At 66.6% G+C, this 24826-nt stretch carries 29 protein-coding genes; 11 read left to right on the top strand and 18 right to left on the bottom strand.

Features of this window, described 5'->3' with window-relative positions; translation table 11 throughout:
- Nucleotides 1–95 precede the first annotated feature (95 nt).
- Nucleotides 96–1763 (top strand): amidohydrolase, encoded by a 1668-nt coding sequence (locus ACN9M4_RS02210; protein WP_426301948.1) that lies wholly within the window; start codon nucleotides 96–98, stop codon nucleotides 1761–1763.
- Nucleotides 1764–1808: 45 nt separating this feature from the next.
- The gene (locus ACN9M4_RS02205; RefSeq protein ID WP_426301947.1) at nucleotides 1809–2975 is read left to right on the top strand and encodes an MFS transporter; all 1167 of its coding nucleotides are present in this window, start codon (nucleotides 1809–1811) and stop codon (nucleotides 2973–2975) included.
- 135 nt (nucleotides 2976–3110) lie between these two features.
- On the opposite strand, the gene ACN9M4_RS02200 is transcribed toward ACN9M4_RS02205, so the two are convergent.
- Both ACN9M4_RS02200 and ACN9M4_RS02195 read right to left on the bottom strand, forming a co-directional pair.
- Entirely contained in the window at nucleotides 3111–3485 is a 375-nt protein-coding gene (locus tag ACN9M4_RS02200; protein WP_426301946.1) for a VOC family protein, read from the bottom strand.
- A gap of 203 nt (nucleotides 3486–3688) precedes the next feature.
- Nucleotides 3689–4468 (bottom strand): IclR family transcriptional regulator, encoded by a 780-nt coding sequence (locus ACN9M4_RS02195; protein ID WP_426301944.1) that lies wholly within the window; start codon nucleotides 4466–4468, stop codon nucleotides 3689–3691.
- 181 nt (nucleotides 4469–4649) lie between these two features.
- Between ACN9M4_RS02195 and ACN9M4_RS02190 the strand changes: the two genes are divergently transcribed.
- The 3 genes from ACN9M4_RS02190 to ACN9M4_RS02180 are packed head-to-tail and all read left to right on the top strand — an operon-like array spanning nucleotide 4650 to nucleotide 7312.
- Entirely contained in the window at nucleotides 4650–5381 is a 732-nt protein-coding gene (locus ACN9M4_RS02190) for a CoA transferase subunit A (RefSeq protein WP_426301942.1), read from the top strand.
- A gap of 21 nt (nucleotides 5382–5402) precedes the next feature.
- Nucleotides 5403–6101, top strand: coding sequence for a 3-oxoacid CoA-transferase subunit B (locus tag ACN9M4_RS02185; RefSeq protein ID WP_426301940.1), 699 nt, complete (start codon nucleotides 5403–5405; stop codon nucleotides 6099–6101).
- Nucleotides 6098–7312, top strand: a complete 1215-nt coding sequence (locus ACN9M4_RS02180; protein ID WP_426301938.1) for an acetyl-CoA acetyltransferase — start codon at nucleotides 6098–6100, stop codon at nucleotides 7310–7312. Before ACN9M4_RS02185 ends, ACN9M4_RS02180 begins: the two co-directional genes overlap by 4 nt.
- Here the strand turns inward: ACN9M4_RS02180 and ACN9M4_RS02175 are convergent.
- Both ACN9M4_RS02175 and ACN9M4_RS02170 read right to left on the bottom strand, forming a co-directional pair.
- Entirely contained in the window at nucleotides 7309–8028 is a 720-nt protein-coding gene (locus ACN9M4_RS02175) for an ankyrin repeat domain-containing protein (protein ID WP_426301936.1), read from the bottom strand. The two genes, ACN9M4_RS02180 and ACN9M4_RS02175, sit on opposite strands and share 4 nt — an antisense overlap.
- Nucleotides 8029–8031: 3 nt before the next feature.
- A complete protein-coding gene (locus ACN9M4_RS02170) occupies nucleotides 8032–8625 on the bottom strand; it encodes a GlcG/HbpS family heme-binding protein (RefSeq protein WP_426301934.1) in 594 nt (197 codons plus the stop codon).
- Between the two features lie 203 nt (nucleotides 8626–8828).
- On the opposite strand from ACN9M4_RS02170, the gene ACN9M4_RS02165 reads away from it, so the two are divergent.
- Both ACN9M4_RS02165 and ACN9M4_RS02160 read left to right on the top strand, forming a co-directional pair.
- Nucleotides 8829–10034, top strand: a complete 1206-nt coding sequence (locus ACN9M4_RS02165; protein WP_426301932.1) for a sensor histidine kinase — start codon at nucleotides 8829–8831, stop codon at nucleotides 10032–10034.
- Nucleotides 10031–10651 (top strand): response regulator, encoded by a 621-nt coding sequence (locus ACN9M4_RS02160; RefSeq protein WP_426301930.1) that lies wholly within the window; start codon nucleotides 10031–10033, stop codon nucleotides 10649–10651. The genes ACN9M4_RS02165 and ACN9M4_RS02160 overlap by 4 nt, the downstream gene beginning before the upstream one ends.
- A 78-nt stretch (nucleotides 10652–10729) precedes the next feature.
- Here the strand turns inward: ACN9M4_RS02160 and ACN9M4_RS02155 are convergent, their stop codons facing one another.
- Nucleotides 10730–11866, bottom strand: coding sequence for an NADH:flavin oxidoreductase/NADH oxidase (locus ACN9M4_RS02155; RefSeq protein ID WP_426301928.1), 1137 nt, complete (start codon nucleotides 11864–11866; stop codon nucleotides 10730–10732).
- A gap of 81 nt (nucleotides 11867–11947) precedes the next feature.
- Between ACN9M4_RS02155 and ACN9M4_RS02150 the strand changes: the two genes are divergently transcribed.
- The 3 genes from ACN9M4_RS02150 (at nucleotide 11948) to ACN9M4_RS02140 (ending at nucleotide 14172) form a co-directional block, all read left to right on the top strand.
- Nucleotides 11948–12754, top strand: coding sequence for an exodeoxyribonuclease III (locus ACN9M4_RS02150; protein ID WP_426301926.1), 807 nt, complete (start codon nucleotides 11948–11950; stop codon nucleotides 12752–12754).
- A gap of 68 nt (nucleotides 12755–12822) precedes the next feature.
- A complete protein-coding gene (locus ACN9M4_RS02145; RefSeq protein ID WP_426301924.1) occupies nucleotides 12823–13689 on the top strand; it encodes a hypothetical protein in 867 nt (288 codons plus the stop codon).
- Nucleotides 13690–13761: 72 nt separating this feature from the next.
- On the top strand, nucleotides 13762–14172 hold the full coding sequence (locus ACN9M4_RS02140; RefSeq protein ID WP_426301922.1) for a hypothetical protein: 411 nt from the start codon (nucleotides 13762–13764) through the stop codon (nucleotides 14170–14172).
- 82 nt (nucleotides 14173–14254) lie between these two features.
- Here ACN9M4_RS02140 and ACN9M4_RS02135 read toward each other — a convergent pair whose 3' ends face one another.
- From ACN9M4_RS02135 to ACN9M4_RS02115, 5 genes are all read right to left on the bottom strand, one after another.
- Nucleotides 14255–15307 (bottom strand): LacI family DNA-binding transcriptional regulator, encoded by a 1053-nt coding sequence (locus ACN9M4_RS02135; RefSeq protein WP_426301920.1) that lies wholly within the window; start codon nucleotides 15305–15307, stop codon nucleotides 14255–14257.
- Between the two features lie 111 nt (nucleotides 15308–15418).
- Entirely contained in the window at nucleotides 15419–15715 is a 297-nt protein-coding gene (locus ACN9M4_RS02130) for a hypothetical protein (protein WP_426301918.1), read from the bottom strand.
- On the bottom strand, nucleotides 15712–16596 hold the full coding sequence (locus ACN9M4_RS02125; protein WP_426301916.1) for a carbohydrate ABC transporter permease: 885 nt from the start codon (nucleotides 16594–16596) through the stop codon (nucleotides 15712–15714). The genes ACN9M4_RS02130 and ACN9M4_RS02125 overlap by 4 nt, the downstream gene beginning before the upstream one ends.
- A 1-nt stretch (nucleotide 16597) precedes the next feature.
- On the bottom strand, nucleotides 16598–17617 hold the full coding sequence (locus tag ACN9M4_RS02120; protein ID WP_426301914.1) for a carbohydrate ABC transporter permease: 1020 nt from the start codon (nucleotides 17615–17617) through the stop codon (nucleotides 16598–16600).
- A 79-nt stretch (nucleotides 17618–17696) separates the two neighbouring features.
- A complete protein-coding gene (locus ACN9M4_RS02115; RefSeq protein ID WP_426301912.1) occupies nucleotides 17697–18977 on the bottom strand; it encodes an ABC transporter substrate-binding protein in 1281 nt (426 codons plus the stop codon).
- Nucleotides 18978–19471: 494 nt separating this feature from the next.
- Here ACN9M4_RS02115 and ACN9M4_RS02110 point away from each other — a divergent pair, with 494 nt between their 5' ends.
- Complete coding sequence (locus ACN9M4_RS02110) at nucleotides 19472–19711, top strand: alpha-amylase family glycosyl hydrolase (RefSeq protein ID WP_426301910.1); 240 nt, start codon at nucleotides 19472–19474, stop codon at nucleotides 19709–19711.
- Here the strand turns inward: ACN9M4_RS02110 and ACN9M4_RS02105 are convergent.
- The 8 genes from ACN9M4_RS02105 to ACN9M4_RS02070 all read right to left on the bottom strand — a co-directional run bounded on the left by ACN9M4_RS02105 (nucleotide 19692) and on the right by ACN9M4_RS02070 (nucleotide 24824).
- On the bottom strand, nucleotides 19692–19943 hold the full coding sequence (locus tag ACN9M4_RS02105; protein WP_426301908.1) for a CsbD family protein: 252 nt from the start codon (nucleotides 19941–19943) through the stop codon (nucleotides 19692–19694). The two genes, ACN9M4_RS02110 and ACN9M4_RS02105, sit on opposite strands and share 20 nt — an antisense overlap.
- A 289-nt stretch (nucleotides 19944–20232) precedes the next feature.
- Nucleotides 20233–20844 (bottom strand): hypothetical protein, encoded by a 612-nt coding sequence (locus ACN9M4_RS02100; protein WP_426301906.1) that lies wholly within the window; start codon nucleotides 20842–20844, stop codon nucleotides 20233–20235.
- Nucleotides 20841–21494 carry a DUF6286 domain-containing protein gene (locus ACN9M4_RS02095; protein ID WP_426301904.1) on the bottom strand — a complete coding sequence of 218 codons (654 nt, stop codon included), beginning with the start codon at nucleotides 21492–21494 and terminating at the stop codon, nucleotides 20841–20843. Before ACN9M4_RS02095 ends, ACN9M4_RS02100 begins: the two co-directional genes overlap by 4 nt.
- Nucleotides 21491–21877, bottom strand: a complete 387-nt coding sequence (locus ACN9M4_RS02090) for a hypothetical protein (RefSeq protein WP_426301902.1) — start codon at nucleotides 21875–21877, stop codon at nucleotides 21491–21493. Before ACN9M4_RS02090 ends, ACN9M4_RS02095 begins: the two co-directional genes overlap by 4 nt.
- Complete coding sequence (locus tag ACN9M4_RS02085; protein ID WP_115787145.1) at nucleotides 21874–22065, bottom strand: hypothetical protein; 192 nt, start codon at nucleotides 22063–22065, stop codon at nucleotides 21874–21876. Before ACN9M4_RS02085 ends, ACN9M4_RS02090 begins: the two co-directional genes overlap by 4 nt.
- A complete protein-coding gene (locus tag ACN9M4_RS02080) occupies nucleotides 22062–22502 on the bottom strand; it encodes an Asp23/Gls24 family envelope stress response protein (protein ID WP_426301900.1) in 441 nt (146 codons plus the stop codon). The genes ACN9M4_RS02085 and ACN9M4_RS02080 overlap by 4 nt, the downstream gene beginning before the upstream one ends.
- 62 nt (nucleotides 22503–22564) lie before the next feature.
- Nucleotides 22565–23041, bottom strand: a complete 477-nt coding sequence (locus ACN9M4_RS02075) for a hypothetical protein (RefSeq protein ID WP_426301898.1) — start codon at nucleotides 23039–23041, stop codon at nucleotides 22565–22567.
- Nucleotides 23042–23327: 286 nt separating this feature from the next.
- Nucleotides 23328–24824, bottom strand: coding sequence for a hypothetical protein (locus ACN9M4_RS02070; RefSeq protein WP_426301896.1), 1497 nt, complete (start codon nucleotides 24822–24824; stop codon nucleotides 23328–23330).
- Between the last annotated feature and the right edge of the window lie 2 nt (nucleotides 24825–24826).

The following is a 24826-nucleotide window of genomic DNA, read 5'->3' as shown; positions in this document are numbered from 1 at the left end:
GCTCTGCCGGACAAGTCCCCTGCGCTGCTGGACAAAGCCCGCGGAAGGCGGCGCCCCTAGTCTGAATCGCATCCCGAGCGAAAGGACTGGCACGCATGTCCGAACACCACGCCGATCTCCTGCTGGCCGATCTCCTTTTGGTGAATGGCGTCATCGACACCCTGGACCCCGCCGGCACCCGGACGTCCGCCCTGGCCGTCAAGGCGGGCAAGGTCCTGGCGATTGGCGCGGAAGCCGACGCGAGCCGCGGACCGGACACCGCCGTCGTTGACCTCCAGGGCGCCTATGTGATGCCGGGGCTGTTGGACGTCCACAACCATCACATGCTCGCCGGACAGATGGATCTGTTCGAACTGGACGCCCCGCCGTCGCAGTCCCTGGAGCAGTTCCTCGCCTCCATCGGCGACCACGCCGGCACGCTCGGCCCCGAGGAATGGATCACCGGCGGCAGCTGGGGCTCCGGGCTGCTGGCCGAACTCAACACCCCCGACGCGCTGCGGCGCCTCGACGAGGCGGCAGGCGGGCGCCCGGCCCTGCTCAAGGACGACAGCAAGCACAACCGCTGGGCCAACTCCCGCGCGCTGGAACTCGCCGGGATCACCGACTCCACGCCGGATCCCGACGGCGGCCAGATCCTCCGCGACGCCGCCGGCCGCGCCACCGGGGTGCTGATCGAGGCCGGCGGGGTGCTGCTTGAACAGACCCTCGCCCGGCTGCAGCCGATGGCCCCGGAAAGGCTGGCCCGCGCGGCGGAACGCGGCATCGAGCTCCTGCACTCCTACGGCGTCACCGGTTTCCAGGACGCCGCGGCCTCCCTGCAGCTGCTGGAAGCCCTCAAGCAACTCGACGACGACGGCCGCCTCCACGCCTGGGTGGTCACCTCCATGCAGGCCAACGACTTCATCTTCGGCACCACTCCCCTGGGCGAAGGGATCATCTCCGAACGGGACGCGCTGCGCAGCGAACACCACCGGCCGGACTTCATCAAGATCTTCCTGGACGGCGTGCCGCCGGCGGGCACGGGCGCCTTCCTGGAGCCGTACCTGCCCGAAGCGGGGTTCCCGGAATGCCACTGCGGGAGCGCGACGATGGGTCCGGAAGAACTCGAAGGCTGGCTGCTCCGCACGGCCGAGCGGGGCATTTCCGCGAAAATCCACTGCACGGGCGACGCCTCCGTGCGGCTCGCCCTGGACACCATCGCTACGGTCCGGGCCGCCGGGCACACGGACACCAAGTACCACATCGCCCACGGCCAGTTCGTGCACCCGGACGATTACGGGCGCTTCGCCGAGCTGGACGTCACCGCGGACATCTCGCCCTCGCTCTGGTTCCCGGGAGTCATCTCCGAGGCCATCGCCACCGTGCTGCCGCCCGAACGCGCCTCCAAGATGCAGCCCAACCGGATCCTGCTCGACGCCGGCGCACGGCTGGCCGGCGGATCCGACTGGCCGGTCAGCGTCTCACCCAACGCCTGGGAAGGGATCTACGGCCTGGTGACCCGGAAGGATCCCAGCGGCACCTTCCCGGGAAGCCTGTGGCCGGAGCAGGCCATCACGCTCGACGAGGCGATCGCCGTCTACACCACGGCCTGCGCCGAGGCGATGGGGATCGACGACGTCGCCGGCTCGCTGGTCGCCGGCAAATCCGCGGACTTCATCGTCCTGAGCGAAAACCCGCACGAAACCGGCATCGAAAAGATCCCGTCCATCCACGCCCGCCAGACCTGGTTCGCCGGCCTGAAGGTTTACGACGCCGAATCCTGAGCGGCAACATCCCCCAACTGATTCCCTGCCAACGGAAGGGCAGCCATGACAAGCCTCCTCAATACCGCTGTGCCCACCAGGGCATCCGACCGCGGAACCTACACCTACGTGGCCGTCTACAGCGCGGTCCTGTACACGGTCCTGCTGATCGCCCCTGTGGTCGCCGGCAAGCTGATCCAGCAGTTCGGGCTCACCCCGGTCCAGCTGGGCGGCCTGTTCTCGCTCGAACTCGGCGCTTTCAGCCTGGCCACCGTGCCGGCGTACCTGTGGCTGCGGCGCATGAACCTGCGCACCGCGTCCTACCTGTTCACCGCCGTCGTGATCGCCGGCAACGTGCTCTCCGGATTCGTGGACAGCTTCCCGCTCCTGGTGGCCGTCCGCTTCGTCACCTCGCTGGCCGCCGGCTCGATCACGGTGATCCTGCTGACCCTCAGCGGCAAGACCTCCAATCCGAGCCGGGCCTTCGGGATCTTCGTGGTCTTCCAGCTGGCCATGGGTGCCCTGATCCTGGCGATCTTCCCGGCCCTGTTCGCCGGGGCCGGGGTTTCGGCGATCTACTGGACGCTGGCCGGGCTCGGCGTCGCCTGCCTCCTGGTGGTGAACCGGATCGACGGCGAGGTGCTGCGCCGCGAAGTGCCCGCGGCGGCCGCAGCACGCACCAAGGTTCCGCTCGGCAGGTTCGCGGCCGGCCTCGCCGCCGTCTTCCTCTTCTACGTGGCACTCAGCGGCGTGTGGTCCTTCATGGCCCAGATTTCCGCGGCCGCCGGGACCGAACTTTCCGCGACGAGCCTGGTGCTGTCCGTCGCCACCGTCGCCGGAATCGCCTCCGCGCTCGTGGCCACGCTCCTGGGGGACACCCCGCGCCGCCGCCTCTACCTCATCGCCGGCTACCTGGCCATGGCCCTCAGCGTCGCCCTGCTGTTCGGCGCTCCCGGACTCATCCAGTTCGCGGTTGCGGCGGTGATCTTCAAGTTCGCGTGGACGTTCATCCTGCCGTACCTGCTGTCCACCCTGTCCGATCTGTCCGGCGGCGGCCACGTCATGAACACCACCAACCTGATGATCGGTGGCGGCTTCGCGGTCGGTCCGGTGCTCAGCGGCACCCTCATCCAGTCCAGCGGCGGTTCGTTCACCGGGATGCTGGCCCTGTCCCTGGCCGGGGTGCTCGCGTCCTTCGCCTGCGTGCTGCTGGTGCAGAAGCGCCGGGCCTGAGTTTCCGGCGCCCTTCCTGACCTCCTTTGAAGACACAATTGGGGCAGCACACCGTAGCTATAGGTGTGCCGCCCCGGTTTCATGGGCAAAGAAGGTCAGGAACGAGGCCTCCAAGCCGAGCTTGTTCACGTGGTCTTAGAAATACGGCTTCGTGATCAGCTCCAGGGCGTGGCCCGAGGGGTCCTTGAAGTAGACCCCTCGGCCCCCGTGTTCGCTGTTCGTTTCGCCCGGCCGGGTCATTTGGGGATCGGCCCAGTGCTCGACGCCGGTACTCACCAGCCGCTCATAGGCGCGGCCAAAGTGGGCCTCGTCCACCAGGAACGCGTAGTGCTGCATTTGGATATCCACCGGAGGCTCGGCGAATTGAAGCATCACCCCTCCGGCCAGCGAGACGTTGATGAACGGCCCCCAGCTTGGGGCCTCCTCGGCTTCGAGGATTGCGCGATAGAACTCAGCGGAAACCTTGCGATCGAGAGAGGCGATGATGGTGTGGTTGAAAAGTGCGGGCATGCATAACTCCTTGGATGTGGTTCATTTCGATGGGCAGAAATTCATCGATCCACAGGAGGTGCGCGCGGGGCGCAAGCGCACACAGCGCATGCACGCGTCAGAGGTCGGCCGGGTAGCCGATCCGTGCAGGGCCGAAGCCCGATCCGGTCATCACGCCCGCCAGTCTAGCTTGGATGCGCCTGGACTGAACCTACCCATCCAAATCAGGTGCCCTGCAGCTTCGCGGTCATGCGGTGCGCCTCCTCGAGCAGCAGCTTCCCGAGGAACTCCTGGCGGTCGGGCCTGAACCGCGGCTCGATGCCCGTCAAGGAGAGCGCCCAGGCCGGCCGCCCCTGCCGGTCAAAGACCGCGGCACCCATCCCCCAGCTTCCTTCGAGGACCAGGCCGGGGTTCACCGAATAGCCCGCCAGACGGGTCCGCTCCAGGTTGTCCCGCACCAGTTCTGCAGGATGCCCGACGGCGAACCCGCCGGCGTGCGCCGCCCAGTCACCGAGCAGGGCCTCCTGTTCCTCCTCCGGCAGGAACGCCATGATCGCCGTCCCGGCCGACGCAACGCCCAAGGGAAAGCGCACACCTTCGTGCAGCACGAAGGACCGCACAGGAAACGAGCCTTCTTCGCGGAGCACGCAGACCGTTTCATCGCCCCGCCGGATCGAGAAGAACGCGCTCTCCCCCGTTTCGGCGGCGAGCCGGCGCAAGGAGGGGCGTGCGATGTCTTCCATGGGAAACCGCGCAGCCGCCACGGAACCCAGCAGGAAGATCTCGGGACCCAGGACCCATTTTCCGGTCCCGGCGTCGTGTTCCAGCAGGCCTTCCGCGGCAAGGGAGCTCAGCAGCCGGTGGACGGTGGGCCGGGTCAGCCCGGACTCGCGCACCAGGCCCGGCAGCGAGGTGCCCCCGGGCTTGCGGCCCACAAGCCGCAACAGCGCGGCCACACGGCCCACCACCTGCGCTCCCTGCACCGGAGTTCCGCGCGCCGCCATGATGCCTCCCGTTGAAAATAATCCACAATATGGACAGCCGTCAGCCTACCGTCCACACCATGAGCCGCCAAGCCTTCATCGCATTGACCCTCCCTATGACAAAACCTAGGCTCGCATATCAGTACCGCGAGTCCACAAAGTGGATGGGTCCAGGATTCAATAGCTCGAAGAGGAGTGCCCGATGTCGAAAATCCACGCGACCGCAGCCCAAGCGTTACAGGACCTGATGGCAGACGGCCTGACGATCGCCGTCGGGGGCTTTGGCCTCAGCGGCATCCCCGCAGACCTGATCGACGCCGTCCGGGAGTCGGGCGCCAAGGACCTCACTATCGTCTCGAACAACATGGGCGTGGACGGCAAGGGCCTGGGCGTGCTGATCGAAGCGGGCCAGGTCCGGAAAGTCATTGCGTCCTACGTGGGCGAGAACAAGCTCTTCGCCCAGCAGTACCTGGCGGGCCAGCTCGAGGTCGAGTTCACCCCGCAGGGGACGCTCGCCGAGCGCCTACGGGCCGGCGGCGCCGGCATCCCCGCGTTCTACACGCGGACGGGTGTGGGAACCCTGGTTGCCGAAGGCAAGCCGCTGGAAGAGTTCGACGGCGTCACGTACGTCCGCGAGCGCGCCATCCGGGCCGACGTCGCGCTCGTCCACGCCCACACCGCGGACACGGACGGCAACCTGAACTACCGCTACACCGCCCGCAATTTCAACCCGGTGGTGGCGACGGCGGGCGCCGTGACCATCGCCGAGGCCGAAGCGATCGTCCAGCCGGGCGAGCTGGATCCAAACCACATCGTCACTCCCGGCGTGTACGTGCAACGGCTGGTGCAGGCGAGGGAGCGGGTCAAGGACATCGAACAGCGCACGGTCCGGCCCCGGCGCGAAGAACAGCGCATCGAAGCACTGGCCATCTAAAGAGAACCGAGGAGCACAACCATGGCATGGACACGGGACGAAATGGCCGCCATCGCGGCCAGTGAACTGAACGACGGCGACTACGTCAACCTCGGCATCGGCATCCCCACGCTGGTGGCCAACAACCTGCCCGACGGCGTGCGGGTGGTCCTCCAAAGCGAGAACGGCCTGCTCGGCATGGGCCCGTTCCCCTTCGAGGGCGAGGAAGATGCCGACCTCATCAACGCCGGCAAGCAGACCGTCACCATCAACGCCGGCGGCAGCATCTTCGACTCCGCCACCTCCTTCGGCATGATCCGCGGGGGCCACGTCAAAGTGGCCATCCTGGGAGCCATGCAGGTCTCCGGCAACGGCGACCTCGCCAACTGGACCATCCCCGGAAAGATGGTCAAGGGCATGGGCGGCGCCATGGACCTGGTGGCCGGAACGCCGCGCGTGGTGGTCCTCACCGAGCACAACGCCAAGGACGGCTCGGCCAAGATCGTCACCGAATGCACCCTGCCGCTGACGGGGCCCAGCTGCGTTGACCGGATTATCACCGACCTCGCCGTGTTCGACCTCGAAAAAGCGGACGACGGCGGCGCGCGGCTGCTGCTGGTCCGCCTCGCCCCGGGCGTCACCGTGGCAGAGATCCGTGGTAGGACGGAGGCCGACTTCGTCGTGGCACTCGAATCCACGGAACACCTCGAAGGAACCGTGTTGGAGGTGGCAGGCGCATGAGTTTGAAAGAGCAGTTCGGCAAGGACATCCTGCTCACCGGGTGGGGCCACAGCAAGTTCGGCAAGCTGATCGACTACACCCTCGAATCGCTGATCGTCCAGGTGGCCGGCGAAGCCATCCACAGCTCGGGGCTGGACCCGCGGGACATCGACGAGATCTACCTCGGCCAGTTCAACTCCGGCATGCAGCCCCTGGGCTTCACGTCGTCGCTGGCGCTGCAGTTGTCCGAAGACCTGGCCAACGTGCCGGCGACACGCACGGAAAACGCCTGCGCTTCCGGTTCGGCTGCCTTCCAGCAGGGCGTCAAGGCGGTGCTGGCCGGCACGGCCCGGAACGTCCTGGTGATCGGTGCAGAGAAGATGACCGACGCCGGAGCGGACGTGGTGGGGGCGGCGCTCCTGGGCGCGTCGTACGAGATGGCCGGAAAGTCGTCCACCACCGGTTTCACCGGCCTGTTCGCCGAGGTGGCCCGGCATTACGAGAAGCGCTACGGCGCAGGCATCGCAGGCCCCGGCTTCACCGCGGGCCTCGGCGACGTCCTCGGTTCCATCGCCGCCAAGAACCACAGCAACGGCATGGATAACCCCTACGCCCAGATGCACCGGGACTTCGGCGAGGAGTTCTGCCGCACCATCTCCGAGAAGAACCCCATGGTGGCCGAACCCCTGCGCCGCACGGACTGTTCACCGGTCTCGGACGGGGCTGCAGCCGTCGTGATCTCAACGTCGGCAACTGGCGGCGCGACGGTGCCGGTTCGCCTGGCCGGATTCGGCCACGCGAACGACTTCTTCCCGGCCGAGAAGCGCGACCCCACCGAATTCGCGGCCACCCGCGCCTCGTGGGAGCGTGCGCTGGGCATGGCGGGCGTCAGCATCGACGGGCTGGACTTCGCCGAAGTGCACGACTGCTTCACCATCGCCGAGCTCATCATGTACGAGGCCATGGGCCTGACTCCGCGCGGCGACGGTTCACGTGCCATCCAGGAAGGCTGGGTGTACAAGGACGGCAGGCTGCCCATCAACGTGTCCGGCGGCCTCAAGGCCAAAGGCCACCCCGTCGGCGCCACCGGGGTGTCGCAGCATGTCATAGCGGCAATGCAGCTCAGCGGCACCGCGGGCGCCATGCAGCTGCCAAACGCCCGGCGCGGCGCCGTCCAGAACATGGGCGGCGTGGGCATCGCCAATTACGTCAGCGTGCTGGAAACCGTCTAGCGGTTCCGGATCAGCGCCGCGATCTCCGCGAAGCCCAGGCGCTCCGCGTTCTGCAGGGCGGTGCGGCCCTGGGGGTCGCGGATGTCCGGGCTGGCGCCGGCCTCCAGCAGCAGCCGCACCGCTTCCTGCTGGCGCGGCCCGCCGTTGTTCAGCAGGATGGCTTCCTGCATGGCGGTCCAGCCAAGCTTGTTCACGTGGTCCACGGGAACACCGGCGGCGATGAGGATCTTGATTGTCTCCACATGCCCGTGCTCGCTGGCCGGAATCAGCGCCGTGCCGCCGTAGCGGTTGGTGGCCTTCACGTCCGCGCCGGCCTCGATGGTCAGCTTCAGGACTTCGTTGAAGCCTTCCGCCCCGGCGTACAGGAAGGCCGAATCCTGGATGTCGTCCTTGGCGTTGACGTCCCCGCCGGCCGCGATCAGCTTCCTGACCTGGACTGGATCGTTGGCTTTGGCTGCGCGGATAAGCTGCCGGTCGGTCTCCATCTGGGCCTCCTTGCCGAGGGTCGGCTTGGTAGCGGAAGCAGCCGACGACGGCGGTGCCCCCTCGGATGCCGACGGCACCGGGACGCTTGCCGCCGTCGTGCTTGCCGCCGTCGGGCTCGCGGCGCTTTCCGGAACGGACGGCTGGCCGCCCGCGCACGCGGCCAGGAAAAGTATCAAGCACGCGGCCGGAGCTCCCTTGAAGAAGCTCCGGCCGCCGTTGAAAACAGGCATGGCCTACTGGGCCAGGATGGCTTCTGCGCCGGCCGTTGCGCAGGCCTCGTCGAGGGCGCCGTCCGGGGCGCCGCCGACGCCGATGCCGGCCACGGACACGCCGTTGACCTTCAGCGGGACGCCGCCGGCGAGGAAGAGGGTGCCGGGGAGGTCGGCGATGGAGGGCTTGCCGTTGCCGCTGATGCGGCCGTTGAGTTCGCTGGTGGGGGCGCCGAACGCGGCGGCGGTGTAGGCCTTCTGCTTGGAGGCCTCGATGGTGTGCTCGGCGGCGTTGTCGCCGCGCAGCACGGCTTGGACGGTGCCGAAGCGGTCAACCACGGAGACGGTGACGAAGGGGAGCTTGTCTGCGGCGCACTTGGCGAGGGCGGCCTGGACCGCCTTGGCGGAGGCGGTGGCGGAGATGCGGTTCTGGGCCACCGTGCTGCCTTCGCCGGCGGGGACGTCGACGGCGGGAACAGCCGCGGGAGCCTGGGCGGCAGCCGGTGCCGCGGCAGGAGCGATCTGACCGGCGTTGGCGGCGACCGTGATGCCGCCGGTGAGGATGAGCGCTGCGGCTGCTGCGGAGAGGGTCTTGATGTTGGTCTTGCTGAGCGCCATGGTGACACCTTTCTGGGGGCTTCGCCGGCGTTCCTGCCGGGCTCTTGGTATCCATGCTCCCCGGGAAGGATCCGCAGCACATCGGCATTTCAGCGCGTGCTGCCTCCTGCTTTTGGCTAGCCGTCTCAGCCAAAAGTATGAGAGCCCTTGAACTGCGCGGAATCCGGCCGGTCCGCAGTCCGGCGCAGTGCAATACTTGCGCCATGACCCCAGCAGAAGCCCGGCCGGAACGGGAACGGCAGTTGAATTTCGCCGTTCATTGCGGTTTCGCCGTGCTGATCACGGCCTCGCTCATCCGTTATGTGTTCCGGCACGGTCCTGACGAAAACACCCTGGTGCTGGTGCTGGCCGGGCTCCTGTGCGGCCTCTATGTGGCGGCAGTGCGATCACACGGACCCGCCCGCACCGTGGCCACTTGGGTCCTTGTCGCTGTATGGACGGTGCTGGTGGTCCTCGCGCCGAGCTTCGCGTGGTGTGCCTTCGCGGTGTTCTTCGTGTGCCGCTCCGGGGTGCCTGCCCGGCAGGCGGCTGCCGCGACGGCGGTCACGGCCCTGGGCACCGCTGCCGGGCTGTTCAAACTGAGCGATTTCACGGACGTTGCGGCGCTGCTCGGTCCGCTTGCCGCGGCCCTCGTGCTCACCTTGGTGTACGAGCGCCTGGAAGGGGCACTTGCCCGCCAGGCCGCCCTGAATGACGAGCTCCGCGAAGCCCAGGCCCAGGCCGTGGCTGCCGAACGCGCCGCCGGAACCATGGCCGAGCGCGAGCGCGTGGCCCGCGAAATCCATGACACCGTCACCCAGGGCCTGGCCAGCACCGTGCTTCTCCTGGAGGCCGCTGACCGCAGGGAAGGCCTGAGCCCCGAAGTCCGACAGGCCGCCGAGCAACTGCGCCTCAACCTCGCCGAAACCCGTGGCCTCGTCCATGAGCTCGCCACCGCCGATGCCCCCGAAGAGCCGCTCGACACTGCCCTGGCCAGGGCGGTACGCAAGCATGTCGCCGGGATGCGGGTCGCCGTCGTCGGGCAGCCCCGGGACCTTCCCGCGGAGGTGCGGCATGCCCTGCTACGGATCGCGCAAAGCGCCGCCGCGAACGTGCAGCAGCACGCGCGGGCGCAGACGGCGAGCGTCACCCTGGGATTCCTGCCGGACTCCGTGACGCTGGACATCTACGACGACGGCCTGGGCTTCGTGCCGGACGCCACCGCCGGGCACACCCGGGAAGGCGGCTACGGCCTCCGGGCGATGCGGCAGCGGGTGGAGCAGCTGGGCGGCACCTTCGCCGTGGAGTCCGCGCCCGGTGAGGGTACGGTGATCGGGGTGGAGATCCCGATCTACCCCGCCGATCCCGGGGAACCCGGGCAGTCCGCGCCCGGGCAGTCCGCGCCAGGCGCCGAAGGAGGCCAGCTATGATCACCGTGCTTCTGGTGGACGACCACCTGGTGGTGCGCAGCGGGCTGCGGGCCCTGCTCAGCACGCAGCCCGACGTCGACGTGGTGGCCGAGGCGTCCACGGGCGAGGACGGGGTGGCCGCGGTGCTGGAACACGAGCCCGACGTGGTGCTCATGGACTTGTCGATGGGACCCGGAATCGACGGCATCGAGGCCATCCGCCAGATCCGCGCGGCCCGGCCCAAGCAAGCAGTGCTGGTGTTCACCACCTATGACTCGGATGCCGACATCGTGCGCGCCGTCGACGCCGGGGCCATGGGCTACCTGCTCAAGGACGCCGCCCCGGACGAAATCTTCGCCGCCGTCCGCGGGGCCTCACGCGGGCAAAGCCACATGAGCGCGCCCGTGGCCAGCAGGTTGTTCCAGCAAATGCGCAATCCCGACGAAGCCCTCACGCCGCGCGAGGCCGAACTGCTGATCCTGCTCACCGAAGGCCTCTCCAACAAGGAACTGGGGCGCAAGTTGTTCATTTCCGAGGCCACGGTGAAATCGCACCTGGCCCACATCTACGCCAAGCTCGGGGTGGATTCCCGCGCGGCGGCCATCGCCAAGGCCCTGCGTCGGGAGGGCATGCGGTAGGGGTTCGAGGGCCAACTGACTCGCAGTTGTTGTCGTTTTGAGCGCCCAAAACGACAACAACTGCGAGTTACTTGGGGCTTACCAGTGCGCGCGCCAGTACTGCGGCGCAAACGGGGTCTTCTCCACGGCCTCGCCGAGTTCGCGGGCGGCCAAGGCGGCCCAGTTCGGCTCACGCAGGGCCGCGCGGGCGATCGACACCCCGTCCGCCTGGCCGTTAACCAGCACCTGTTCCGCCTGCTGCGCTGTGGTGATCATCCCGACGGCGGTCACGAAGGCGTCGTTCTCCACGCTCCGTTCTTGCGCGTCGGCGGCCAGTGCCTTCTTCACCTCGTCCGCCAGCGCGATCTGGTAGCCCGGTCCCACCGGCCCGCGGTAGGCGCCGATCCCGCCGCTGGAGAGATCGAACACTGTCACGCCAAGCGAGCGGAGTTCCACGGCCAGCCGCGCGGTCTCCTCGATGGTCCAGCCGCCGTCCACCCAGTCCGAGCCGGAGAAGCGCACGCCCAGCGGCTTCTCCGCCGGCCACACGGCGCGGACCGCGGCAACCACTTCGCGCAAGTACCGGGTGCGGCCCTCATAGGAACCCCCGTACCCATCACCGCGCCTGTTCGTCAGCGGGGACAGGAATTGGTGGATCAGGTATCCGTGGGCCGCGTGGATCTGAATGAAGTCGAAGCCCGCCTCGTCGGCGCGCCGGGCGGCAGCCGCCCAAGCCTGGACGGATTCGGCGATCTCCTCCGCGGAAAGCGGCCGCGGCTCGGCCAGGCCATGCGCAGAGGTGCCCGACGGCGCCACGGTGACCCAGCCGCCGTCGCCGGCCGGAACGGAACCGGTGAGTCCCTGCGAGACGAAGCGCGGCACGTTGCCGTAGGTGGAGGCCTTGGCGCCGGCGTGTGCCAGCTGCACGCCGGCGGCGGCGCCCTGGCTCCTGATGAAGTCGGTGATCGGCCTGAAGGCCGCCGCCTGCTCGTCGTTCCAGAGTCCCAGGTCCTCGGGCGAGATGCGGCCTTCCGGCACCACGGCGGTCGCTTCCGCGATCACCATGCCGAACCCGCCCGCTGCCCGCGCCCCGAGATGGACGAGATGCCAGGGGGTCGGGACGCCGTCGCGCGCGTCGACGGAGTACATGCACATCGGGGCGAGGAAGGTCCGGTTGCGCAGCGCGAGCTGGCCGGATGGGGCGGAAAGGACGGCTTCGGAGAAAAGTGTGCTCACGTCAGTGGGCAACCGGGAGGGGCCAAAAGGTATTCCGGGACAACGAACAACCCGCCACCCAAGTTCGGTAAGTTAGTGCCTGTGAAGATTGCAACCTGGAACGTGAACTCCCTCCGCGCCCGCGCCGACCGGGTGGAGGCCTGGCTTCAGCGCAGCGATTGCGACGTCCTGGCCATCCAGGAAACGAAGTGCAAGGACGACAACTTTCCCTGGGAGCTGTTCGAACGCATGGGCTACGAGGTGGCGCACTTCGGGCTGAGCCAGTGGAACGGCGTCGCGATCGCCTCCCGCGTGGGGCTCGAGGACGTCGAACGCACCTTCCTCGACCAGCCCGCCTTCGGCAAGGCCGGCAAGGACCCGGTCCAGGAGGCACGTGCCATCGCCGCGAGCTGCAACGGCATCCGGGTCTGGAGCCTCTACGTACCCAACGGCCGCTCCCTGGATGACGAGCACATGCCCTACAAGCTCAAGTGGCTGGACACGCTGAAGGGCCACGCCGCCGGCTGGGTCACCGGGAACCCGGAAAGCCAGATCGCGCTGATGGGCGACTGGAACATCGCCCCAACGGACGAGGACGTCTGGGACATCGACTTCTTCCGCGCCAACGCCATGACCCACGTCAGCGAACCGGAGCGTGCCGCGTTCCACGCCTTCGAGGCCGCGGGCTTCACCGACGTCGTCCGCCCGTACACCCCGGGCCCCGGCGTCTACACGTACTGGGACTACACCCAGCTGCGCTTCCCCAAGAAGGAAGGCATGCGGATCGACTTCGTCCTGGCCTCCCCCGCGCTGGCGGCCCGCGTCACCGGCGCGCACATCGACCGTGAAGAGCGCAAGGGCAAGGGCGCCTCGGACCACGCACCGGTGATCGTGGAGCTCGCGGACTAGCCGGAAACGCGGACCGGGCGGATTCACGAGGGCAGGGCAGGCAAACAGGTGAAGGAGGCGGGGCTGCAATGAGCGAAGACTTCTACCGCGGCCAGGCAGGGCTCCCCTTTTCCTCTGCGCTGCGCATCTACGAACCGCTTGAGGCGTTCCCCGAGCGCCAGCGCGAGCAGCTCGAAGCCGGCGGCACCCGCGCAGGTTCCCGGGCCGCCGTCGAGCACGCCGAACTCCTCGCTTCGCTGGGCAGGGTCACCCGCCCCGGCGGCGATCCCTTCCCCACCGGCCGCACGGACCTCGTCCGGGTGACGCGTGCCCCTGCGGAAGGCGGAAAGCACGACGCCGGCCGCCTCCTTTACTGCCCCAGCCAGCTGGTGATCCGCGCTGGACTGGCGGCGAACGCCTTGATGGAAGGCATCCACGGTTCCCTTGCGGAGCTGCTCATCCCGGTGGACCAGAGGGAGAAGCACCAGCTCCGGATCGATCGGATCAATGCCGGCCATGACTCCAAGCGCGTGCACACGCGGGCCTCTACGTGGGGCATCCCGTTCAGCTGGTTCTCCCTGTTCCAGGAGGCTGACCGCAAAGAGGTGGTTGAGGGCAACGGACGCATCCTGACCGTCCGGGTGTGGGTTCCGCTGACCGAGGCCCTGGAGCGTGCACGCTTCGCGGTGGCCAACCTGGCCCTTGCGGCGCCGGACCTGGACATGCTGGACGACCTCACGCAGCTCACCGAATGGCTCGAGATGTTCCACGTGGATTCCATGGTGGAGCTGGACTACGGCGCCGTGGCGGACAAGGTCTACCCGGACGAATCGCCGCTGGATGTGCGGCTGGGCATCGAGTGCCTGGCCGAGGGCGACATGACCGGGGCGGCCGCGGCATACCGGCGGCTCGCGTCGCGCTGGATCCCGATCCGGCAGCTCGCCCGCGCCTCCTAGGGCCCTACGGACGTTCACCGGACGCCCATTCGGTCTTGTGTGCTGCGCCGGGTCCACGGCGGAGCCGTCCCGGTGGAAAGCGCCGACTTCGAAAGCAACGTCAGCCAGCGGGCCGCCAGCAACCTCGGGGAAAAGCGGCGGATCGCGGCCGCGGCGGCCCCGTTCCTTCGCGGCGCGGAAACGGTGTTCATCGATGAAGGCGGAGGAGGCGACGCCGAGAGTTCGGACCGGATCCCCAAATTCCTGCTGCCGGTGGTCCAGCACCGGCTTGCCCACGGCGGGGAGGTGCGCCGTTCCGCCCAGGTGGTCGCGGCTTGGGCGCGCTACGCCGAGGGTGCGGATGAGCAGGGGCAGCCTATCGACGTCGTCGACCAACGCCGGGACGAGGTCATGGAACGGGCGCGGAAGACCCGCACGGAACCTTTGCCCGCGCCACGCTGGAGCGCTGGGCTGCAATCGTTCCATACGGGGGCTGACCACTGATGCCCGGCCTGTGGCGGACCAGGCAGCCTTTGCCGCAAGCCCGCTAGCAGACAAACTCCAGGCACCGGCACAACCGTCTGGTTCAGGCCGCGGGCGGGGCCGTCGTCTCCCGCGCGATCAGGTGGTGCTCGGCGGTGACCGAGTGGATGGCCCCGGACTTCCCGGCGAGTTCCTGGAGGAGCATGCGGGTGCCCAGTTGCGCCTGTTCGAGGGGGCTTTGGGCAATGGTGGTCAGGCCCATGGCCTCGGAGAATTCATGGTTGTCGATGCCGATGATCGAGAGGTCCTCGGGCACCCGCACGCCACGCCGCCGGGCCTGAAGCATCGCGCCGATTGCCATTTCGTCCGAGGCGCAGAACAGGGCGGTCGGCTTCGGCCCGGGCTTGGACCAGAGTTCGTCAAAGGCGGCCTGCCCGCTGCTGACAGTGAAGTTGCCGAAGATGTCCCACTCGGGCGGCAGCGTGCAGCCGGCCTCCTTCATGGCCTTCATGAAGCCGTCCACCCGGAGGCGGGGAACGGCAAAGTTGAGGTCGGAGTCGTCCTGCCCGTGGAGCAGCGCAATCGCACGGTGACCCAGCCTCAGCAGGTGTTCCGTGGCTTCCACGGAGGCCGCGAAATCGTTGATCCCGATGCTGGGGCAGGACTCCACGGGTCCGCCGACCACTACCAAGGGGACGTCGATCCGCTGGAGGTCGTCCACCTCTTCCGGGGTGAGGGACATGCACAGGACCAGCAGGGCGTCGATCTGTTTGTGGACCATGGTCTTGCTGAAGAGGCGCTCCCGGCTGCCGCTTTGCCCGCCCAGGTTGAAGAGGGAAAGGTTGTAGCCGTTGGCGTGCAGCTCACGGTCTACGCCTTCGATGGCCTTGAAGAAGAACCAGCGGTCGACGTAGGGAGCCAGCACGCCCACGGTGCGGGTCCGTCCGGTAGCCAAGCCGGACGCCGACGAGGAGGCGACATAGCCAAGCTCCCCTGCGATCCTGAGGATTTTCTCCCTGGTTGCTGCAGAGACGCGGGGCAATCCCCGCACGGCCCTAGAAACCGTGGCCGTCGAAACCCCGGCCGCCGCGGCGACGTCTTCGATGCTTGTCCCCGCATGCCCTCCGCGCTGGGACCGCTCGCTCGTCTTCGCCAATGAAACCCTCTCCTGAGACCGCACGGAGGCGGGAATTCCCTGCCGAGGGCTGGTATACAGTTTATCCCGCCGGCAGGTTTCCCTGGATTCCGTGCTTTTGTTACTGCTCCGCTAGTGGATCCGGCGCCCGGTCCGCGGGGGCAGCCGCCGACGCAGCCGCACCAGCCCCCACAGGGTCAGTACGGCGGCGAGAAGACCCAAGGCCCAGCCAAGTGCGGGCTGGGCGGTGAGCTCCATCCAGACCGTGGTCGCAAGCAGCACCAGGGTCCAGAAGCCGAGGAAACCGATCAGTATGTCCAGGTCTTCGGCCGAGCGGACCTTGCGCTGCGCATGGACGTCTTTGCCCGCGGGGCCTCCGACGGCGGGGCTGCCGCCGTCGGAAGCTGCGGGGTGTCCGGAACGGCTCACTTGACCGCGCCCGCGGTAAGGCCGGCCACGATCTTGCGCTGGAAGATCAGCACCAGGATCACCAGCGGGATGGTCACGATGGTTCCGGCGGCCATGACTGCGGTGTACGGTTCCTGGTGCGGCTGGGCACCGGCGAAGGACGCGATGGCGACGGTGACCGTCTTGGTGGCGTCCACGGACAGCTGGCTGGCGATCAGGAATTCGTTCCAGGCTCCGATGAAGGTCAGGATCGCCGTTGTGAAGGTGGCCGGCGCCGCGAGGGGCAGGATGACCTTTCGGAAGGCCTGACCCTGGGTGCAGCCGTCGATACGCGCCGATTCCTCGAGCTCCCACGGCATCTCCCGGAAGAAGGAGGTCAAGGTGTAGACCGCCAACGGCAGGGAGAAGGAGATGCTCGGGATGATCAGGGCCTGGTAGGTACCGAACCATCCGATGTTCGTGAACAGCTGGAACAGCGGGGTGATAAGGGCGACGCCGGGGAACATGGATGCGCCCAGGATGAACCCGAGTACCAGGCTCTTGCCGCTGAACCGCAGGCGGGCCAGCGCGTAGGCCGCGAAGACACCGACGATCAGCGAGATGATCGTGGTGACGCCCGCGACGATGAGGCTGTTGATCAGGTTCTGGGCGAAGTGGTTGCCCCGCGATTCATCGAACACCGTGGCGAAGTTGTCGAACGTCACGTGGGTGAAGAAGAACGTCGGGTCGAAGGTGTAGCCGACGTCGCGGAAGGCCGTGACGATCATCCAATAGAACGGTGCCAGGCACCAGATGAGGATGATCGCAGCCTGGATGTAGGTGCGCGCCGGCGCCCAATCGAAGGCGCGACGGGGGACGGGAACATCGGCGTGCCGGGCAGCAGTGGCGGTTGCGGTGCTCATGTCACTTCTTTCCGGTAGTTGCCGCGTCCACGGCGTTCGCGCCGAGGAAGCGGACGAAGATGAACGCGACGAGGAAGATCACGATGAAGGTGATCGTGGACAACGCCGAGGCATTGTTCAGGCCTTGCCTGATCTGGTCGACCACCAGGATCGAGAGCGTGGTGGTGTTGTTCGCACCGCCGGTCATGATCGCGGGCAGGTCGTACATGCGCAGCACGTCCAGCGTGCGGAACAGGATCGCGACCATCAGCGCGGGCTTGACCAGAGGGAGCGTGATCTGGGTGAAACGCTGCCAGGCCGAGGCGCCGTCGACCTTTGCCGCCTCGTAGACCTCGTCCGGGATCAGCTGGAGCCCGGCCAGGATCAGCAGGGCCATGAACGGGGTGGTCTTCCACACGTCCGAGATGATGATGGCCCATTTAGCCGGCCATTCGGAACCGGTCCAGAGGATCTGGGTGCCGAAGAGTGTGTTCACGATGCCTTCGAAGGCAAACATGAAGAAGAACAGCTTCGCGGTCACGGCGGTGGGGATGGCCCACGGCACCAGCACGGAGGCCCGGACCAGAGCCCGGCCGCGGAAGGCGCGGGACATGATGACGGCCATCCAGAAGCCGAGCACGGTCTCCATCGCGACCGTCACGATCGTGAAGAAGAACGTGGTGCTCATGGCGTCCCAGAACTGCGCACCAAGGGTGCCTGGCGGGCAGGGACCAAGCGCCGGGCCGGAACCACACTGCTGCAGCAGCCAGTGGGTGTAGTTCTCGAAGCCGGCGAAGCCGCCCTCGGTGAAGAAGCCGGTGGCCGGATCGAGGCCGGAGTCCTTCTGGAAGGACATGATGATGGCATTGATGATGGGGTAGATGATGACTACCCCGAGCAGGACGAGCGTTGGCAGTATCAGGGTGTAGGCCCAGCGGCCTTGGGTGACCTGGCGGCGGTCAGCGCTTTCCTTGCCCGGCATGTGGTGAGTGCCGGCCAACGTTTCCTTGGCACTGGTCGGCGTGGGGGCCTCAGTGGACATGATGACTCCTGTTCTCCCCTTCCTTGGGGAAGCCGGGGAACCGCCGCTGCGCGGCGGCTCCCCGGCGGGTAGAGGACCGCTACTTTGCAGCGTCGATTGCGGCCTGCATGTCCGCAATCGCCTGGTCTACGGATTTCTCACCCTTCAGTGCTGAGTAGGCGTTGTCCTGGACAGCCTTGGTGACACCCGGGTAGAACGGCGTCACCGGGCGCGGCACGGCGTTCTGGATGGAGGTCAGCAGGGTCGGCATGTACGGAGCCTTGGCAACGATCTCAGCATCGGTGTAGATGTTGGCCTTCACTGGTGCCAGGGAACCCTTCAGGGCGAAGAACTTCTGCTGTTCGTCCTCGGTGAGGAACTTGGCGAAGTCGAGGGCAGTGGCCTTGTACTTGGAGTAGACGCTCACGGCTGCACTGTGGCCACCGAGCGAGGAAGCACCGGGGCCGTCCTTGCCCGGGAGCGGAGCAACGGCAAAGCTGTCCTTCACCTTGGAGGAGCCGTCGGTCTTGGCCAGGTTGTACACGTACGGCCAGTTGCGGAGGAAGAGGAGCTTGCCGTCTTCGAATGCCTGACGGCCCTGTTCCTCCTGGAAGGTGATGCCTTCAGTGGGGATGTTGCCGTCCTTGTAGGCTTCGACCAGCTTGCCCAGGCCTTCCTTGGCTTCGGCCGAGTTAACCGTGGCCTTGCCGGCGTCATCCACGATCTTGCCGCCGAAGGTGTTGATTGCCTCGGCAGCGTTCACCGTGAGGCCCTCGTACTTCTGGAACTGGCCGGCGTAGCAGCCGATCTTGTTCGCCTTGGCGATGGAGCACATGGACATCATTTCGTCCCAGGTCTTGGGCGGGGTGGGGACGAGGTCCTTGCGGTAGTACAGCATGCCGCCGTCGGAGTGGGCCGGAACGGCGAACAGGGTGTTGTTGTAGGTTGCGGCCTTTACCGTGGCCGGCAGGAGTGCGGAGGTGTCAACGGCCATCTTGTCCTTGAGCGGCTGCAACCAGCCCTTCGCGGCAAACTCGGCGGTCCATACGACGTCCACGGTCACCAGGTCGTAGCCCGGGTCCTTGGACTGGAAGTGCTGCACGAGGTCGTCGTGCTGCTGGTCGGCCTTGTCGGTCTGTTCCTTCAGCGTGACCTTCTGGTCAGGGTGGGCGGCGTTCCAACGATCAACCGTGGGCTGCTGGACGGCTGCGTTGTCCTTGCCGGTGACGTAGGTGATCGGGCCGCGGCCGTCCAGGTTGGCAGCTGCATCGCCGCCGCCGCTCTGGGTTCCACCCCCGCCGCCACCGCCGCCACAAGCGGACAAAGAGATGGCGAGCACGCCGGCAACAGCGGCCGGAAGGAGGTACTTGCGAGTTTTCATTTCCGGGACTCCTCGATGAGTGAACCAGGTGGGTGCCGCGACGCGGCTATGTGATGTGGTGCTGCTCACACTAGCGAAATTTGCAAGAAGAATGCAAGCGTTTACACATATTCTCGTAATCGTTAGGAAACACGGGAAATAAACCCGGGCCGCCGCCGATCCACCCCAAAGGACACAGGGGCCGGTCCCGTGAGCCGGTGGGCATTGGTCTGATGGGACGCGCGCAGCACCGCCAGAAGGAACCCCAGGCCCCAGCCCGTGAACGCCCCACCGCCGGGGTGGCATCACGCCGTCATCTACCAGGGCTATCCACGCTCCTTCGCGGATGGAAACGGCGGCGGGACCGGCGAGCTGCCCGACATCACCTCACGGTTGGAGCACCTTTCCGGATTGGGGGCCGACGCCGTCCGACTTTCCGCCGTTCTACAAGTCGCCGCGGGCTGATGCCGGGTATGACGTCGAAGACTCCCGCGAAGTGAACGGCTTTTCGAACGTTGGCCGACGTCGACGTCCTGCTTGCCAAAGCGCCCGGCTGCTTGGGGCTCAAGGTGATCCTGGACCTGCTCCCCAACCACACCTCCGGCCGCCACGAGCGTTTCAAGGCGAACCGTGCCGTGTGGCTGCTCAAGTCCGAAGAGTGGGCAGCACCTTCACGAGCTGATGGCAGGTCCCGCCGTTTCCGGTGGAACCTGCCATCAGTTTCAAGGCCGGGAGTTACTTGTCGCCACCCTTGAAAAGGCCTGCGATTTTGGAGCCCAGGCCCTTGACGTTTTCTGCGACGTCGCCGGCGAACTCCTTCACGTTCTCCACCGCGTCCCCGGCGAACTCCTTGGCGTTCTCGACGGCGTCACCCGCGAACTCCTTCACGTTCTCCACCGCGTCCCCGGCGAATTCCTTGGCGTTCTCGACGGCGTCGCCCCCGGAAACCTGGCCCTCAACGTTTTCGTTGCCGTTTGCTTCGCTCATGGTTCTCTCCTTCTCCTGGTTCTCTTGTTCCTGGTTCGTCGGCTCCACTCAGACGCGTGTCCCCCGGCGGCCCGGGCAAAGCCCAAGCAAAGGGAAAGGTTCATCCCCCTGCCATCAAACTAGGACCCGCCGGAGAGCCACTGCAAGGCAAAACCCCTGTTCAAGGCATATTCCGACACAAAGTCCGGAGGTGTTCACCGCCGCTTCAGGCAAAGGCCACCATATGGGTGGGCCCACGCCGGTGAGGGACCCGAATCAAAGCGAAGCGAGATTCGGGAGCCGGCGGGGACTAGCGGACGCGTTCGGCCTTGCTGAACCTGGCCCGGGCGCCGCCTGCGATGTGCAGCAGCACCGGAGTCCTGCGACCCACCACGGTGTCCAGCGCCTCAACCAGCCCCGAAACCTCAGCTGCGAGTAGCTGCGGGGACACCCCTTGCCTGGGATGCACCCGCACCCGCAGGCCCGGGCGGCCTTGGACCTCATACGTGACGACGGTGACGGCGGCGAGGTCGGGCCGTCCCGCCAACGCCGCTTTCAAGGCCTGCTCTGCCACGGCGCCGCCGATCTGGACTTCGCCGGGGGTGGTTTCGTCCTCGTAGTCCGCCACGATCAGGTTGGCCCGGCCCTTGCCCTGCTGCGCCAGCCACGCCACCATCAGCACAATCAGGATCACCATGATGGCCGCGGCGGCCACCCAGAGCCAGCTCTCCTGGCGTCCGGGAATCCGGGTTTGCTCGGCAAGGTAAACGGCGTGCTCGTAGGCGTCCGAAGACCAATTACGCCACCACTGGGCCACGGCGGGAACACCGGCGAGCAGCACGAACAGGGTGCCGGACGCCATCATGAGCAGCCCTAGGATGCCCACCAAAATCCGGTTGAGGACGTGCGGAGTTCCGTTCATGCTCCGATCACCCCCGAAACGGCGATGTTGACACGGATGGCCGGCATAGGTGAAGGCGACATGGCACGCAGTTCGTCCTCGACGGCGGACTGGACGCGCTGCTCGTGCACCGGGACCCCGGAGGTAGGCCGTACGTTGACCACCACCAGGCGCTGCGACACAACCACCATGACCTGTTCCTGGGTGACGTTCGCCGCGGCCCGGGCGCTTCGTGCCAGGGCCGCGGCGATGACCTCGTCATCCACCACCACGGCCACCCGCGGGTCCTCGAGCAGATGCCGTGCACGGCGGCCCGGGAGAACCGCATTGAGCAGGAAGACCAGGCCGAACATCGCCAGGACCGCGCCGGTCGCGCCGAGCAACAGCGGAGAGATGCCCTCAGGGAGTTTCACGAGGCGCTCGGCCGCGGTCTGCGGATCGATCAGCCAGGGCTGCTGTCCGATGGCCCGCAGCGCGGATTCCAGCAGCCCGTACACACAGACGGCAATGACCAGGACAGCGGCTGCCCCGGCGGCCAAGGCACGGGAAGAGCGGGTCTCGCGGCGGAGGATAGTGCGGATTCCGGGGTCGGTGGGCGCACCCGGCGCGGAACTCTCCGCCAACGGTTGGGTTTCCTGGCCGGGTGTCCCCGTGCTTGTGCCGTTGCTCATTGGACCCGCCCTCCCTCGGTAATGCGGACGCCGCTGATCCGGATGTCCACCCGGCTCAGCATGGAGCCGCTCAGCTCCGTGACCCTGCGCAGGATGTCCGTCTTGGCCGCCACGGCGCGGTCCCGCACGGAGCCGCCTGACGCCTCGACCCGGCCCGGCTCGCGGAGGACTTCAGTCAGTGGCGGGATGCTCACCGGCGCGACAACTGAAAGGGCCAGCAGGCCGCCGTCGTCCGACCATTCGGCGCGGACGTCATGCGCGTGCACGTCCAGTGCTTCAGCGGCGGCTTCGCGGGCCAGGGACGTCAGTGCCTGGGTGCTGATCCGGTTGTGGCCTGCCAGGCCCGCGGAAGCCTGGCGGACGGCCGCGGGTGCTGCACTCATGACGAGGAGCGCCGGCCGGTGATGGCGTCCAGCACGCTGCGGAGGTCCAGCTTCCCGTCGGCAGCGCGGCCCAGCATGGCCCCGATGCCCATGAACAGGAGGGAAACCAGGAAGCCCCAGAGGCCGAACTGGAAGGACATGAAAGCGACGAAGGCACCGATCCCGATGCCGACCACGGTCATGTTCACTGGAGTGCCTCCCTTTCGTTGCCCGCCCTGCCACCCGGTTTCGCCGGCGGTGCGATGTAGACGTCGTTGATTTCGATGTTGACTTCGATGACCTGCAGGCCCACGAGCTTTTCCACCGCGCTGTAGACGGCCGCCCGGACCTGATTGGCAACGTCATGGAGGGGGTAGCCGTAGACGGCCACAAGGATAATGTCCACGGCTACCTGGGTTTCGCCCACTTCGGCACGCACGCCGGCGGCGTGGTCGGAGCTTCCGACGGCGTCCCGGATGGCGCCGAGTGCACGGGAAGGGCCGGACCCGAGGGAAAAGACGCCGGGCACCGTTTTCGCCGCGATGCCGGCTACTTTGGCGACGGCCGAATCCGAGATGACCGTGCGGCCGCTGCCCGCAGCCTGCTCCTCTGTTGCCGGTTCCCCTGTTATCTCTTCACGGTCCATGCCGGTGCCCCTCCCCTTCTTCTGGGTACCACCCTAACGCGTGGCTGCGACAGGGTGGCGGGCTACTTGCAGTTCTTGTCCAGCCATTCCTCGATCGGTTTGGAGAGCTGTTCGAATTCGCCGGTCCCGTACTTACTGAAATCCGAGCCTGCCGAATCGATGAAGGCCTTGAGCTTTTCGAAATGCGGTTTCAGCTCATCCGGAACCTTGGCCTGGAACTTGGCGAGCTCATCCTGGGCCTTCTTCAGGTCCTCGGGTTTCCCGCCCATGGCACCCGCCATGGGCAGGATGCTGATGCTCAGGTAGGTGGCACTGACGGAGACGCAGGCCTCGTTCATCGAGCCGAAGCCGCCGGCCAGCCCACCTGGGCCGTCGGAACTGCCGGTCGACGAGTCCTCCGGTGAGGGCTCCGATTCCGACGGAGACGGCGTCGTGCTCTCCTGCGTTTTCGGGGCCGCCGGAGCCGGGAACGAGCAGCCTCCCAGTGCGATGGCCGCGGCCAGTGCGGCGGCAAGGAACAGCCTGGACTTGAACTTCATGGTTTCCCCCGTTTTCGACGCCGTCCGAGTGCCAGCGAGGAAAGAATACGCCCGCCGTTCACCGCTGAACAGAGGCGGGAAAAGGGGAACCGAAACAACCGGGCGCGTTAAAGAAGAAAAGCACCAATTCCGAAGAATTGGTGCTTCCCAGTGGTGGCTCCGACCGGCGTCGATCCGGTGACCTTTCGATTTTCAGTCGAACGCTGAATCGTCCTACATCCCAATGCTGACAAGGCCGCCGTTTGGTTCTACCAGAGCTTTACCAAAGGAAGAAGCTGAAAGGGAGTTATGGGAGCAACGAATCAAGTCCGGCCGCTGCCTTGAAGAAGTCGTCGTCGAAGAGCTCCCCGTAGGTGTTGATCGTCGTCGTGCCATCCTTGTGGCCAGCGATCCGCTGAACATGCTTCACATTCTTCGTTACCGAGAGGTAGAGGCTGACGGCGGTGTGGCGCAAGTCGTGGAACACCGGCGGCCGGAAATCCATGTCCCCAAAATCGAGACGGATCTCTGAAGACCGAAGCAGAAGATCCCGTTGTTCATCGGAAATGCCAGATTCCGAGGCGAGTGCCTTCCATGTCTCCGGGCCGATAGCACCGAGGTTGGACAACCCGCAGTCGTACTGGAAACCAACCAATGCCGCCAGTGTAACGTCTCCGAACACCGCAAGCCCGCGTCTGGTCTCCGTAATACCGAGGGCGTCTTGCACCCGGCTGACACTTGACGATGCCAGCCGCCTGGCCGGCTCGTAGTACCGCCTGGTGAAGTTGGAGTTGCGCATCGGCAGGCCCTGGGACGAGGGAAACAACAAAGCCTGGGCTGGTTTCCCTTCCACTAGCGCGAGGAGGTTCCCGACGAGGGAAGCTGGCAATGGCACCTCGCGGGCCGCGTGACCTTTGGTTTCGCCCAGGACAAGCCTGCCGTCCACTTCGGAATAAGCCTTGGATACTGATACATAGGGTCTCTCACCGAGATCAAGATCGCCGACGACCAGAGCAGTGACTTCGCCCCACCTCAGTCCGGTGAGTCCCGTGAATCTGACCAGAAGTCCGTATCGACCGGCGCACAGTGCGAGCCGCTCAAGCTGGGCGCGTGTTAGGTAAACAGCTTCCCGGCCGTTGTTCATCTGAGGTACATAGTCACGTCCCCCAATGGCGTCTTTCGCCGGGTTCGTACCCAACACCCTTAGCCCGACCGCGTAATCAAGCATCCTGGAAAACTGTTTGGATGCCCTGGCCCTGGTGTCACTGCTCGCAGTCCTTCCGTCAACCCCTTTCATAGTCTGTGTCCACCGGGCGACACCTGCATATGTCACGCTGCTCAGCGGGTAGTCCCACCAATAGGGCCTTATCAATCGGGAATACAGCCACTCATAACCCTGCACCGTCTTGGGCGTGGCTGGGCGCCTCCCGGATGCACCCACCGACTTGATCCGTTCGAGCCACAGTTCGTGAAGGTCGGCAACTGTCATGCCGGCGGCAGATTTGGGATCGATGTAGGTACCGGCCCGTACCGTCCTGGTCTGATCCCTCAGGAACTCGGCCGCTTCATCCTTGGTTGCAAACCGATGCGTCTTCCACTTGCCCTGCGGGTCCTGGTAACCGGCCTCCCACCGGCGGGGCTTCAGCCGTGTGACAACGGGCGCCTCCAGGTGCAGGTCCCGTGAACGGGTCGTCTGGCGGGCGGCAAATTCCCGGGCCCTGGCCTCGGTGTCGTACTCGTGTCGGAGCCTCTTACCGGAGACCGCCGAGTACGTGACGGCCCAATCCAACTTTCGGATGCCCATGG

Source organism: Arthrobacter sp. R-11, from assembly GCF_049913155.1.
In the GTDB taxonomy this organism is placed as follows: Bacteria; Actinomycetota; Actinomycetes; order Actinomycetales; family Micrococcaceae; genus Arthrobacter.
This window is presented reverse-complemented; position numbering and strand designations above follow the sequence as displayed.

What these genes read in the sequence shown, in the direction of transcription:
- ACN9M4_RS02210 (WP_426301948.1), top strand. Translation starts at nt 96, where the DNA reads ATGTCCGAACACCACGCCGATCTCCTGCTGGCCGATCTCCTTTTGGTG.
- ACN9M4_RS02205 (WP_426301947.1), top strand. Translation starts at nt 1,809, where the DNA reads ATGACAAGCCTCCTCAATACCGCTGTGCCCACCAGGGCATCCGACCGC.
- ACN9M4_RS02200 (WP_426301946.1), bottom strand. Translation starts at nt 3,485, where the DNA reads ATGCCCGCACTTTTCAACCACACCATCATCGCCTCTCTCGATCGCAAG.
- ACN9M4_RS02195 (WP_426301944.1), bottom strand. Translation starts at nt 4,468, where the DNA reads ATGGCGGCGCGCGGAACTCCGGTGCAGGGAGCGCAGGTGGTGGGCCGT.
- ACN9M4_RS02190 (WP_426301942.1), top strand. Translation starts at nt 4,650, where the DNA reads ATGTCGAAAATCCACGCGACCGCAGCCCAAGCGTTACAGGACCTGATG.
- ACN9M4_RS02185 (WP_426301940.1), top strand. Translation starts at nt 5,403, where the DNA reads ATGGCATGGACACGGGACGAAATGGCCGCCATCGCGGCCAGTGAACTG.
- ACN9M4_RS02180 (WP_426301938.1), top strand. Translation starts at nt 6,098, where the DNA reads ATGAGTTTGAAAGAGCAGTTCGGCAAGGACATCCTGCTCACCGGGTGG.
- ACN9M4_RS02175 (WP_426301936.1), bottom strand. Translation starts at nt 8,028, where the DNA reads ATGCCTGTTTTCAACGGCGGCCGGAGCTTCTTCAAGGGAGCTCCGGCC.
- ACN9M4_RS02170 (WP_426301934.1), bottom strand. Translation starts at nt 8,625, where the DNA reads ATGGCGCTCAGCAAGACCAACATCAAGACCCTCTCCGCAGCAGCCGCA.
- ACN9M4_RS02165 (WP_426301932.1), top strand. Translation starts at nt 8,829, where the DNA reads ATGACCCCAGCAGAAGCCCGGCCGGAACGGGAACGGCAGTTGAATTTC.
- ACN9M4_RS02160 (WP_426301930.1), top strand. Translation starts at nt 10,031, where the DNA reads ATGATCACCGTGCTTCTGGTGGACGACCACCTGGTGGTGCGCAGCGGG.
- ACN9M4_RS02145 (WP_426301924.1), top strand. Translation starts at nt 12,823, where the DNA reads ATGAGCGAAGACTTCTACCGCGGCCAGGCAGGGCTCCCCTTTTCCTCT.
- ACN9M4_RS02125 (WP_426301916.1), bottom strand. Translation starts at nt 16,596, where the DNA reads ATGAGCACCGCAACCGCCACTGCTGCCCGGCACGCCGATGTTCCCGTC.
- ACN9M4_RS02120 (WP_426301914.1), bottom strand. Translation starts at nt 17,617, where the DNA reads ATGTCCACTGAGGCCCCCACGCCGACCAGTGCCAAGGAAACGTTGGCC.
- ACN9M4_RS02115 (WP_426301912.1), bottom strand. Translation starts at nt 18,977, where the DNA reads ATGAAAACTCGCAAGTACCTCCTTCCGGCCGCTGTTGCCGGCGTGCTC.
- ACN9M4_RS02105 (WP_426301908.1), bottom strand. Translation starts at nt 19,943, where the DNA reads ATGAGCGAAGCAAACGGCAACGAAAACGTTGAGGGCCAGGTTTCCGGG.
- ACN9M4_RS02100 (WP_426301906.1), bottom strand. Translation starts at nt 20,844, where the DNA reads ATGAACGGAACTCCGCACGTCCTCAACCGGATTTTGGTGGGCATCCTA.
- ACN9M4_RS02095 (WP_426301904.1), bottom strand. Translation starts at nt 21,494, where the DNA reads ATGAGCAACGGCACAAGCACGGGGACACCCGGCCAGGAAACCCAACCG.
- ACN9M4_RS02090 (WP_426301902.1), bottom strand. Translation starts at nt 21,877, where the DNA reads ATGAGTGCAGCACCCGCGGCCGTCCGCCAGGCTTCCGCGGGCCTGGCA.
- ACN9M4_RS02080 (WP_426301900.1), bottom strand. Translation starts at nt 22,502, where the DNA reads ATGGACCGTGAAGAGATAACAGGGGAACCGGCAACAGAGGAGCAGGCT.
- ACN9M4_RS02075 (WP_426301898.1), bottom strand. Translation starts at nt 23,041, where the DNA reads ATGAAGTTCAAGTCCAGGCTGTTCCTTGCCGCCGCACTGGCCGCGGCC.
- ACN9M4_RS02070 (WP_426301896.1), bottom strand. Translation starts at nt 24,824, where the DNA reads ATGGGCATCCGAAAGTTGGATTGGGCCGTCACGTACTCGGCGGTCTCC.